We start from the raw sequence: 12,110 nt of genomic DNA on the forward strand, positions 1-12,110 counted from the left end.
CCGAAGAATGGCACCGGTTTCAACCGCCCCGGTACTTGGCGTGCGACCAATCTAGACCCGGCCGTGTAAAAATTCAACGACCGTGGTTGACGCAGACGGCAGGGTGTCGCCCATCCGCCAGCCTAGTCCTGTGCAGCCGGTGCGGTGTATTCCCCGACCCGCAGCGCAAAGATACGCCAGGTGCCGCCCTCGTTCACGAATTCCATGTCGAACGAAATGGCCCGGTCGTCCACCGGAATATAACCTGTCAGCCGCATGGCACTGTTATTCAGCGCACTTGTGGCGCGTTGCAGGACGGGGTCCACGACCAACGCCTGAAGCAGGTTCAGCCGTTCGCTGCGCAGACGGGCAAACGCCATGGCAAGGTCGGTGGCGTCATTTTCCGACCGGAATTGCGCCGACCCGTAGTCACGCAGGACAGTATAATTGCCTGTCACATTCGCCTGCGCGACCGCAGTCAGCGCATCGCGCACCAACGCCACGGCAAAGCTTTGCTCGACATCCTGCGCCTGTGCGGCGCTGGGGGCCACCGCCACCGAAACGGCGAACGCCGCAGCATATAGCCACGGCGTCACACCTTTTTGCATCAGGCGCGTGATTACCACGAGTATGTCACACCCACGCGGCCGCCGACCTTGCTCTGGTCGAAGCCGTAGGTCACGCCAGCGTCAAGTTGCGTGCGCGCATCCACGCGGTAGGCCCCCGACATGGCAAAGGCCTGCGCCCCGTCAAAGAAACCCAGACCGCCCGACACGGCATAGGTCGCGTTCGGATCGACATAAGGCGTGTTCAGCGCCATCGCCATCGCGATGCCGTCCCGGTTGGTCAGGATGTCATTGCGGTTCTGCGCAATGGCCGCGCTGTTGGCGACGACACCACCCTCCAGGTCATTCAGGCGCTGGCTCGTGGCACCAAAGGCACCGTTGATCTGGCCGATGATATCGGATTCGATCGTGGCAAGGTTGCCATTCTCGTCCGACGTGACCAACCGCAGGGTGCCGCTCTGGGCGTCCCGGCTTGCCTCGGATGCGATGCCGGGCAGCGTGTAGGTATGCACATTCGTACCGATTACGGCTTGGTTCGCACGGGTTGCGGTGGCACCGTTGCCGATGGCGATGGAGTTGTCACCGGATGCGGTCGACAGGTTGCCAAAGGCAAGCGCGGTCGCACCGGATGCATTCGCGGCCTCACCCACGGCGGTGGATCGCACGCCACTGGCCTGCGCCAGATGACCAAAGGCCTGCGCACGTTCCGCGGTTGCCGCGGCCTGCCAGCCGATTGCCGTTGCACCATCACCGTTCGCCGTTGCCTCGCCACCGATTGCTGTCGTGGAATTGCCGGTTGCCGTGGTCGCGGTGCCGCCCGCATCGTCGCTGCCGATGGCGATGGAATCGACACCGTTTGCGCGCGACTGGTAACCGATCGCGATGCCGCCATCGCCCGGCGCGTCCGCATCCTCGCCCACGGCCGTGGAAAATGCACCCGTCGCATCGGCCAGATGACCAAAGGCCTGCGCACGCTCTCCCGTCGCTGCTGACTGCCAGCCGATGGCGGTCGTGCCGGCACCCGTCGCCACCGATTCACCGCCGATGGCAGTCGTCGAATTTCCGGTTGCTGCAGAACCTGCACCAACTGCGACCGCATCGATACCCTGCGCAGAAGCACCGATCCCATCGCCAGAATTGTTCTGCCCACCGACTGCGACGGCACCTTGGCCCGACGTATTCGCAAAATAGCCCACGGCGGTATTGTCAGCATCAAACGCGACAGCATTGGAACCAACCGCAGTGGCACCTTCACCGCCGTTGGATGCGATGCTGCCGACAGAAACAGAATTGGTCCCAAGTGCGATGGCATTCGGGCCAAGCGCGACAGAATCGGTCCCTGCGGCGATGCCGCCACCATCGCCGTAGGCCTGTGCTGCAACACTTTGCGCACCCACCAGCAGCGCCGCGGTTGCGACCCCCGTCCACATCGTTTTTCTGGAAATCGTCATTTTACCTAATCCCTATGCAATCATTACTTGCCCCAAGGTAAGGCAACGCTGACGCGTGGCCAGAGAAAACGCATGCAAATTCTTCACGAGATTGTTTATCTTCGTGCGTTTTAGACACTTTCAGTCGATTTGGCGCGTCGAAAGGACAGAATCGTCCAGAACCTTGACCTCTCGTTGCGGGAAGGGGATCGAAATGCCGTTTTCGGCAAAGGCGTCCCACAAAGCCAGATAAACGTTTCCGCGGATGTTGGTCAGACCGCCGGTGGGGTCCGAAATCCAGAACCGCAGGATGTAGTCAACGGAACTGTCGCCGAACCCGACGATATGGCAGACCGTCGGGCGAGAGGACAGAACGCGATCCACGCTTTGCGCCGCTGCAATGGCGATCCGTCGGACATCGTGGGGATTGTCGCTGTAGGCCGTGCCGAAATAGATATCCAGACGCACGAATTCGTTCGAATGGGACCAGTTCACCACCTGACCGGTGATCAGGTCCTCGTTCGGGATCAGGTATTCCTTGCCGTCGCGTGTGGTGATGCTGACGTATCGCGCGCCCAGCGAATTGATCCAGCCAAAGGTATCGCCCAGACTGATGACGTCACCGGGCTTGATCGACTTGTCCAACAGGATGATGACGCCGGACACGAGGTTCGACACCACCTTTTGCAGGCCGAAACCCAGACCCACACCGATGGCACCGGACAGAACGGCAAGGCCGGTCAGGTCGATCCCGATGGTCCGCAGGCCGATGAACACCGCAGCACTGTACAGCGCGATCTGCATCGCCTTGACCGCCAGCACCTGCATGGACGGGCTGATGTCGTTGTTCCCCCGGATGCGTCCCGTAGCGGTGCGGGACAAGAACCGCGCACCGATCCACAGCACACCGATGATCAGGACAGCCTGCACCAGTTGCAGCAGCGAAAACCGGACCTCGCCGATGTGAAATGCCGCGCTGTCCAGCAGCGCCGAAAATTCATCCGTCAGCCCCAGAATCCGCAGTGTGATCCAGGCCCACAGGGTATAGCGGGCCACACCACGCATGAAGGGATTGCCGATCAAGCGGGTCGTCAGGGCAACCAGCAGCCATGCCAGCGCCAGATTGCCGATGATTTGCAACAGATAGCTGCGGCTGTTCCACGTCACCTCTTGCATGACGAAGATCACCAGCCAGATGATCACGACAAATGCGATGCCCCGCAGGCGCCGGTGCACGACCAGCATCCAGCGGATGCGCCACATCGGCCAGTCTTCGCGTTCTTTGATCCAGTTGCGCAGACGCGGCGCAAAGATGTGCCGCACCATATGCGCGGCCAGGAAAATCCCGACGAAAATCAGGATTTGATACAGGATCCACGGACGCCACAGCGACGATATGAACACCTCGGCCTGCTGGATCAGATCGTGACCGACGCCGACGATTTCCGCGATCGGGGTTTCAGGGGTCTCTGCTGCCAGCAACAGGTCATCGTGAACGGCCATAACTTTCCCCCAACAGATCGCGACCGGTGTCCCATGCGACCAAGGCAAGGCTAGCATGCGAATGACCGGCGTCCAAGACAACGGCGGGAAGGTCGCATTGTAACGCCGCACCGCCAAAGGGAGAGGCCACTTATCCATTCGCGCAATGGATGGGACAAATGCCCTACATTGCCGGCATTGACTCGACGGCAACATTCGACAAAGGTCAAGTTGCCACAATTATAACGCATTGATTTCTATATTGTATTCACTTCGGAAACAATGCGTCGCATGTCAAGGGATTGACGATGGAACTGTTCGTCTTGCCAGCTTTGCTTGGGATCGGTCTGCTGTACGCATTCACGACGGACGATGATGATTCCGACGATGATCTTGCAAACGACGAGGGTCTGACGCTGGGCCAGACAGAAGTGTCCGAGCCGTCTGCGCCGACACCCGTATCATCGCCCGATGCAGATCAGACCCTCACCGGGACAGTCGGTGATGACACGCTGACCGGCGCGGATGGTGATGACCAGATCGAGGCATTTCGCGGCAACGATGTTCTGATCGGCGGTGCAGGGTCGGACATTCTGAACGGGGCCGCAGGTGATGACGTGCTGCGTGGCGGCGCAGGTCCCGACCTTCTCGTTGGTGGATCGGGTTCGGACGATATCGACGGTGGCGCGGGCGACGACCTCATCTTGCCGGGCGTCGGTCGTGACGTGACCGATGGTGGCGACGGCGACGACATCATCATCGACGAACAGGGGTTCGATATCATCTACGGTGGCGCGGGTGACGACCTCATCGCCTCGGGCCGTAATCCAGATACAGTGTTCGGCGGCGACGGCGACGACATCATTGTCTATCAGGGTCAGGCTGGCGTGCTGTCAGGCGATGACGGTGACGATGTCATGGTCGCCATCAACGAATTTGCTTCCCCGGACGGCACGCGCATGGATGGCGGGGCCGGGAACGACGTGATGTCCGGCATCGGCGACAGCCTGTTTGGCGGCACCGGCGATGATACCCTGGGCACTTATGAACCCGAAGGTGCCGACGCGGGCAAGGCTGTATCACGGCTGAACGGTGGATTTGGCGACGACACCCTGATCAGCGCGGATGGCGACGCCTTTCTGACGGGCAATCAGGGGACCGACAGCTTTGTCGCGACGACGACAGGCAAGACGACGATCTTTGACTTTGATCCGGCGACAGAAACCGTCGATTTTCAGGTCGAACTCCCCGACGGGCTGGACCCTGACACGACGCTGACACCGACATTGATGATCCGGGGCGTCGGCGCGGATACACAGATCAGCCTTTCCGTGCCAGAGGGCCAATCGGGTCTGGTCCAGAACGAAGAACAGGTCGTGATCTTGAAAAATGTCGACCCGGACGATCTGCGGCGTGATAGTGTGACACTGTCGCTGCTCAGCTCGGCGGATCGCACGGCAACGCTTGACGCGACTTTCAGGCCAACTTTGCCGGATTTCGACGCTTAGCGGTCTGCTGCCGCCTTTAACGATGCAACCAATCCGTGGGGGATGATCTGATGGAACTTTTTCTTATACCGGCCCTGTTGGGGATCGGCCTGATTTACGCGCTGACCAATGACAATGACGATGACGACGAAAACGATAACCCGCCGGCGGACGATGGTCTGACCCTTGGCGTGACCGAGGTGGCGGAACCGCAACCGGAACCCGAGACACCGGAACCCACCGATCCGCCGATCGCGCCCCTTCAGCTGGGGACCGATGGTGACGACGTTCTGACCCTCGACGATAACGACAATCGCTACAGCGCCCTGACCGGCAACGATTCCGTGAATGGTGCCGGTGGTGATGACACGCTGATCGGTGACGACGGCGACGACACGCTGCGCGGCGGTGACGGCGACGACATCCTGCGCGGGCGTCTGGGCAATGACGAAATTCGTGGCGATGCTGGCAATGATATCGTCGACGGCGGATTCGGCGACGACCTGATCGGCGGCGGCACAGGCGACGATCAGGTCTTCGGTGGCGCGGGCAACGACGTCCTGTTCGATGGTGCGGGCGACGACACGCTGAGCGGCGGCACAGGTGACGACGAAATCAATCTGGTCGCGGGTGTGAACCGTGCCTTTGGCGGTCTGGGCGACGATACGATCAACGCGACCGGCGGGAGCGGCCTGATCCTCGGCAACGAGGGCGACGATACCGTAACGATCGCGGATACTGCCGATACCGGACCGTTCCGCGTGTTTGGCGGTGACGGTGATGATGCCATCAGCGCGGGACAATCCGACGACATCCTGTTCGGTGGTGACGGAAACGACGCGATTGACGGCGGGGCTGGCAACGACAAGATCGGCGGCAATGACGGCGATGACGACCTCGACGGCGGTGACGGAAACGACGATGTCAGCGGCGGCGACGGGAACGACACTATCAGCGGTGCTGCCGGTGACGACCTGCTGTATGGCGGCGCGGGCGATGACGTCATCAACGGCGGTGCCGGGGATGATCAGCTCTTTGGTGGCGCGGGCGACGACGTGCTGTCTGGTGGTGCCGGCAGCGACGATCTGTTTGGCGGGGCGGGAAATGACCTGATCACCGCCTATGATCTTGACGGGACCGACCAGATCACGCTGGGCGACGGTGCCGACCGGGTCGACATCGCGGCCAACGCCACGATCACCGACTTTGACCCCGAAACCGACCAGATCAGCATGCTTCTGCTGGTCGAGGATGCCCCCGAGGACAGTCTGGGATCCGAGGTCATGGTGTCACTCGAAGAGGTTATCGACGAAACCGGACGCTACACCCTCGTACGTTTCGTGGAACCAGCACCCGAAGGTGCGGTGAACGGCGATATCGTCGTGCGCCTGAACAACGTCACAGCCGCCGACCTGACCGAGGACAATTTCACCGCCCTGGTCAGCGATCCCGCACTGGTAACCTGAAAATGAGGGTGCCGCGAACAGCCGCGCACCCGCCTTCCCTCTTGCGACAAAGCGGGGCGAGGTATATCTCGCCCCGCATGAACAGGTTTTTCGACATGGATGATCGCGCCCGGCTGCCTTGGCGGTTCTTCGGCGCGAACCGGACGATCCTCGCGCATCTATGATGCGCGCGGCGTCGCGTGACGCCCGTCAGACCGATCTCTTCCAACAGCCAATCACATGGGAGTGGACCAATGTCCCCCAAGACCCTCTACGATAAAATCTGGGATGCGCACCTCGCGCATGAAGCCGACGACGGCACCTGCCTTCTTTATATCGACCGCCATCTGGTTCACGAAGTGACCAGCCCGCAGGCGTTCGAAGGTCTGCGCATGACAGGCCGCACCGTGCATGCCCCCGACAAGACCATCGCGGTGCCCGATCACAACGTGCCGACCACGCTGGACCGCGCCAACGCCGAAACGATGACCGAGGACAGCCGTATCCAGGTCGCTGCACTGGACAAGAACGCCAAGGATTTCGGCATTCACTACTATCCCGTGTCTGACGTTCGGCAAGGAATCGTGCACATCGTGGGGCCCGAGCAGGGCTGGACCCTGCCCGGCATGACCGTCGTCTGTGGTGACAGCCACACCGCCACCCACGGCGCATTCGGCGCGCTGGCCCACGGCATCGGCACGTCCGAGGTGGAACACGTGCTGGCGACCCAGACGCTGATCCAGAAGAAATCCAAGAATATGAAGGTCGAAATCACTGGTAAGCTGCGCCCCGGTGTCACGGCAAAGGATATCACGATGTCCGTCATCGGTGTCACGGGCACCGCCGGCGGCACGGGCTATGTCATCGAATACTGTGGCGAGGCGATCCGCGACCTGTCGATGGAAGGCCGGATGACCGTCTGCAACATGGCGATCGAAGGCGGCGCGCGCGCGGGTCTCATTGCACCCGACGAAAAGACGTTCGCATATTGCCAGGGCCGCCCGCATGCCCCCAAGGGCGCACAGTGGGAAGCCGCGCTGGCGTGGTGGAAAACCCTGTATTCCGACGACGATGCCCATTGGGACAAGGTCGTGACACTCAAGGGTGAGGACATCGCACCATCTGTGACCTGGGGCACATCGCCCGAGGACGTACTGCCGATCACCGCAAACGTGCCTGCCGCATCCGATTTCAATGGCGGCAAGGTCGGCGCGGCGCAGCGCTCGCTTGATTACATGGGCCTGACGCCCGGTACACCACTGTCCGATATCGCCATCGACACCGTGTTCATCGGGTCCTGCACCAACGGCCGGATCGAGGACCTGCGTGCCGCTGCCGCGATCCTCAAGGGCAAGAAAATTGCTGTGAAACGCGCCATGGTCGTGCCCGGGTCGGGTCTGGTCCGCGCGCAGGCCGAAGAAGAAGGTCTGGCCGATATCTTCAAGGAGGCCGGTTTCGAATGGCGTCTGGCCGGATGTTCCATGTGCCTCGCGATGAACCCGGACCAGCTGGCACCGGGCGAACGTTGTGCGGCAACCTCCAACCGCAACTTTGAGGGACGGCAGGGTCGCGGCGGACGCACACACCTGATGTCGCCCGCCATGGCCGCCGCCGCCGCGATCACTGGCAAACTGACCGACGTTCGGGAGATGATGTAATGGACAAGTTCGACAAACTCAGCGGAATCGCGGCACCCATGCCATTGGTGAACATCGACACCGACATGATCATCCCCAAACAGTTCCTCAAGACCATCAAGCGGTCGGGTCTGGGCGTGAACCTGTTTGACGAGATGCGCTATGACGACAATGGCGACGAAATCCCCGATTTCGTGCTGAACAAACCGCAGTATCGCAACGCCGAAATTCTGGTGGCGGGCGACAACTTTGGCTGTGGGTCGTCACGTGAACACGCACCTTGGGCGATCAAGGATTTCGGAATCCGCTGCGTGATCGCGCCCAGCTACGCCGATATCTTTTACAACAATTGCTTCAAGAACGGCATCCTGCCCGTGGTGCTGCCACAGGAACAGGTCGACGTGTTGATGAAAGACGCCGAAAAAGGGTCGAACGCCCGGATCGAAATCGATCTGGAAGCGCAGACCATCACGTCGTCCGACGGCGATGTGTTCACCTTCGAGGTCGACAGCTTCAAGAAGCATTGCCTGATGAACGGTCTGGATGACATCGGTCTGACCATGGAAAAGGCCGCATCCATCAAGGCGTTCGAGGAACAGGCCGCCACGTCGCGCCCTTGGGTCTGAAAACAACACTGATTGAGTAAAACTGTCTGTATGGGGCTGGCGCGAGCTGGCCCCATCATTTTGTGGTCACACCCAAGGCTGACGCACGAGCGCCACAAAAGGGTTGCAAAGCCGCACCACCCCTGCCCCAAAACGGCCAACGGCTTTCCTCATATATCTCAGGCGCTTGTGCGACCGGGATGAAAGGGGCAGAATTATGGCAATCAAGAGGCAGCCCGCCACATTTGCGGGACACGAAAACGGAACAAAGGGTCGGCATCGTATCGCCCCTGGCCGTAACAAGGACGAGCAGTCGATGAACACGACCCTGCTAAAGGCGTTCGCGCGCGCTTTGTGCGTGTTGGCGCTTATTGCGACGCCGACGCTGTTTCTACCGCAGCCCGCAGGCGGCAATTCGGCCGTTGTCGCCCTCGTTGCCATTTTTGCCGCGATTTTCACGGTCGTCGAATACAGTTCCGCCAGCCCCAGCTTTATCGAATTCCGCAGCGCCCCCCCGTTCAACCGCCTGCGTTTTGCCGCCCTGTTCGTGACCGTTCTGACCCTGTCGCTGATCATGCGCGGCGAAGAGGCGCCGTCCACGCTGACAATGCTGTTGCAGGTCATCGGACAGCAGGTCGGCAACGCGATGGACGTGCCGTTTTCGCCAGTGCGCCTGATCCAACTGATGATGACCGACGACACACCCGCCCATGTCATGGAAACGCTGCGCGTTGCAGCGGGACTTGCCTATGTCGTGTCGCTGCTGTCGATTGCGACGTTCATCGTGATGCTGCGGGTCAAACGCTGGCCGCGTCGGACCGACAGTTTCAACGTCTGGATCAATCTGCCCATGTTCGACCCCACCGCTGGCGACGATGTGGTAGTGCGCCTGAACCGTGACAGCCAGATTAACCTTATCTTAGGTTTTCTGCTGCCATTCCTAATCCCGGCGATTGGCAAGCTGATCACGATCTATGCCACTCCGATCGCGCTGAACGATCCGCAGACCCTGATCTGGATGGTGGCCGCATGGGCATTCTTGCCTTCGAGTTTGTTGATGCGCGGGATCGCGTTGTCGCGGGTGGCACAGATGATCCATGCCCAGCGCAAACGCGCATACGCCGCCGCTGCTGCCAATGGTTTGCTGCCGGTCTGATCCTGTGGCTGGTGGCCACGGTTGCCCAGGCAGAACCTCTGCGCATCGCCACCTTTGCCGCGCCCTTGGGTCGCGACGGGCCGGGGTTGTTGCTTCGCGACCTCGGACGCGACGACCCACAGATTGATGCTGTGGCTGCAGTCGTGCTGGACACGGATGCCGATATTCTGCTGCTGACGGACGTGGACCATGACCTCGATGGTCTGACCCTCGCAGCACTCGCCCAGCGCTTGAACTACCCGCATCGCTTTGCACTGGCACCCAATACGGGCCTGCCGACAGGTCTGGACCTTGATGGGAACGGCACATTGGGCGAGGCGCGCGACGCGCAGGGCTATGGCCGGTTTCCGGGCGACAGCGGTCTCGCTGTTCTGTCGCGTTATCCGATCATCACAGGTGAAGTGCGGGACCTGTCCGCAATGCTGTGGCGCGACCTGCCGGGGGCGACGCTGCCCGAGGGGCCGCTGGGGTCAGCAGACATCATGGCCGTGCAGCGCCTGTCCTCGACAGCTCACTGGATCGTGCCGATCGCAGCACCCGACGGGCCTGTGACACTGATGGCCTACAGCGCGACGCCGCCCGTTTTCGACGGGCCCGAGGATCGCAATGGCCTGCGCAACCGGGACGAGTTGCGGTTATGGGCCCATATCCTGGATCACGATGCACCGCTGGATTTCATCATCATCGGCAATGCCAACCTCGACCCCGCTGACGGGGCCGGGTATCGCGCGGCGATGCAGACCTTTCTGGCCGATCCGCGCATCATCGACCCCGCACCGGACAGTCCCGGTGGGCTGGCGGCGGCCAACCCGGACCATACCGGCGATCCTGCGCTGGACACCGCCGACTGGCCAGATGACGGACCCGGCAATCTGCGCGTGTCCTATGTTCTGCCCGCCGCGACCTGGTCGGTAACGGGTGCTGGTGTCGTCTGGCCAACGGGCGATGATCCCCTCGCCCAGGCTGTCGCGGCCGCCGGACCGCACCGGATGGTCTGGGTCGATATTGCACGCTGACTTGATCCCGGCGGTCCTTGGGTTTACGCCACGCGCAAACCTTTAGTCACAAGGACCGCTGACATGTCGAACCCCTCTCTCTTGATCCTCGCCGGTGACGGCATCGGCCCCGAAGTCATGGACGAGGTGAAACGCATCATCACCTGGTACGGCGACAAACGCGACATGCCGTTTGATGTGTCCGAGGATCTGGTGGGCGGGTGCGCCTATGACAAGCACGGCACGCCGCTGCACGACGACACGATGGCCCGCGCCCAAGAGGTCGACGCCGTTCTGCTGGGTGCCGTCGGCGGGCCGAAATACGACGATCTGGATTTCAGCCTGAAGCCCGAACGCGGCCTGCTGCGCCTGCGCAAGGAAATGGACCTGTTTTCCAACCTGCGCCCCGCGCAGTGTTTCGATGCGCTGGCGGATTTCTCGTCGCTCAAGCGCGATATCGTCGCCGGTCTCGACATCATGATCGTCCGCGAACTGACCTCTGGTGTCTATTTCGGCGAACCGCGCGGGATCCACACCGAAGGTAACGAACGCGTCGGCATCAACACCCAGCGCTACACGGAATCCGAGATCGCCCGCGTCGCGCGTTCCGCGTTCGAGCTGGCCCGCCGTCGCGGCAACAAGGTCTGTTCGATGGAAAAGGCCAATGTGATGGAATCCGGCGTGCTGTGGCGTCAGGTCGTGACCGAAGTCCACGAAAAGGAATACAGCGACGTGGAACTGTCGCACATGTATGCCGACAACGGTGCCATGCAGCTGGTGCGGAACCCCAAGCAGTTCGACGTGATCGTCACCGACAACCTGTTCGGCGACCTGTTGTCCGATGCAGCCGCCATGCTGACCGGTTCGCTGGGCATGTTGCCCTCTGCCTCGCTGGGTCTGCCCATGGCAAACGGCCGCCCCAAGGCATTGTACGAACCGGTGCACGGATCAGCCCCCGACATCGCAGGTCAGGGCAAGGCCAACCCCATCGCCTGCATCCTGTCGTTCGCCATGGCGCTGCGCTACAGCTTTGATGCGGGCGCAGAGGCCGACCGCCTCGAGGCAGCGGTCGAGACCGTGCTGGCCGACGGTGCACGCACCGCCGACCTGCTGGGCCCAGAGGGCGGTTCGCCCATCAGCACCACACAGATGGGTGACCGGATTCTGGCCGCGCTCGACGCCAGCCTGTAATTCAGACCAACGATCCCGATGGCTCCGCTCTTGCAGCGGGGCCATCCTTTTTTGCGCCCGTGGCAGCGCAGGCGGCCCCGGCTGGCGCGTAAATGAGCAGCCGAAAAACAGGCTGCCGCGGATCGGCTTCGGGACTT

10 protein-coding genes are annotated in these 12,110 nt (G+C 61.6%); 7 read left to right on the forward strand and 3 right to left on the reverse strand.

The genetic code is table 11. The annotated features are described in order from the left end of the window. Positions 1–122: 122 nt before the first annotated feature. From LGQ03_RS07845 to LGQ03_RS07855, 3 genes are all read right to left on the reverse strand, one after another. Positions 123–605, reverse strand: a complete 483-nt coding sequence (locus tag LGQ03_RS07845; protein ID WP_226747962.1) for a hypothetical protein — start codon at positions 603–605, stop codon at positions 123–125. Beyond that, the gene (locus LGQ03_RS07850; RefSeq protein WP_226747963.1) at positions 599–1,996 is read right to left on the reverse strand and encodes a YadA C-terminal domain-containing protein; all 1,398 of its coding nucleotides are present in this window, start codon (positions 1,994–1,996) and stop codon (positions 599–601) included. Before LGQ03_RS07850 ends, LGQ03_RS07845 begins: the two co-directional genes overlap by 7 nt. A 120-nt stretch (positions 1,997–2,116) precedes the next feature. Continuing rightward, entirely contained in the window at positions 2,117–3,478 is a 1,362-nt protein-coding gene (locus LGQ03_RS07855) for a mechanosensitive ion channel family protein (RefSeq protein ID WP_226747964.1), read from the reverse strand. Between the two features lie 287 nt (positions 3,479–3,765). Here LGQ03_RS07855 and LGQ03_RS07860 point away from each other — a divergent pair, with 287 nt between their 5' ends. The 7 genes from LGQ03_RS07860 (at position 3,766) to leuB (ending at position 11,973) form a co-directional block, all read left to right on the forward strand. Next, positions 3,766–4,965, forward strand: a complete 1,200-nt coding sequence (locus tag LGQ03_RS07860; protein WP_226747965.1) for a calcium-binding protein — start codon at positions 3,766–3,768, stop codon at positions 4,963–4,965. A gap of 50 nt (positions 4,966–5,015) precedes the next feature. Next, entirely contained in the window at positions 5,016–6,410 is a 1,395-nt protein-coding gene (locus LGQ03_RS07865; RefSeq protein ID WP_226747966.1) for a calcium-binding protein, read from the forward strand. A 233-nt stretch (positions 6,411–6,643) separates the two neighbouring features. Next, positions 6,644–8,047, forward strand: coding sequence for a 3-isopropylmalate dehydratase large subunit (gene leuC / locus LGQ03_RS07870; RefSeq protein WP_226747967.1), 1,404 nt, complete (start codon positions 6,644–6,646; stop codon positions 8,045–8,047). Next, positions 8,047–8,652: a 3-isopropylmalate dehydratase small subunit gene (gene leuD / locus LGQ03_RS07875; RefSeq protein WP_090158154.1), complete on the forward strand. Its 606-nt coding sequence runs from the start codon at positions 8,047–8,049 to the stop codon at positions 8,650–8,652. The genes leuC and leuD overlap by 1 nt, the downstream gene beginning before the upstream one ends. A gap of 196 nt (positions 8,653–8,848) precedes the next feature. Then, the gene (locus LGQ03_RS07880; RefSeq protein ID WP_226747968.1) at positions 8,849–9,787 is read left to right on the forward strand and encodes a hypothetical protein; all 939 of its coding nucleotides are present in this window, start codon (positions 8,849–8,851) and stop codon (positions 9,785–9,787) included. Positions 9,788–9,798: 11 nt separating this feature from the next. Further along, complete coding sequence (locus LGQ03_RS07885) at positions 9,799–10,803, forward strand: endonuclease/exonuclease/phosphatase family protein (protein WP_226747969.1); 1,005 nt, start codon at positions 9,799–9,801, stop codon at positions 10,801–10,803. Between the two features lie 63 nt (positions 10,804–10,866). Beyond that, positions 10,867–11,973: a 3-isopropylmalate dehydrogenase gene (gene leuB / locus LGQ03_RS07890; RefSeq protein WP_226747970.1), complete on the forward strand. Its 1,107-nt coding sequence runs from the start codon at positions 10,867–10,869 to the stop codon at positions 11,971–11,973. Positions 11,974–12,110 lie beyond the last annotated feature (137 nt).

This window comes from Loktanella gaetbuli (assembly GCF_020531945.1).
GTDB lineage: Bacteria > Pseudomonadota > Alphaproteobacteria > Rhodobacterales > Rhodobacteraceae > Loktanella > Loktanella gaetbuli.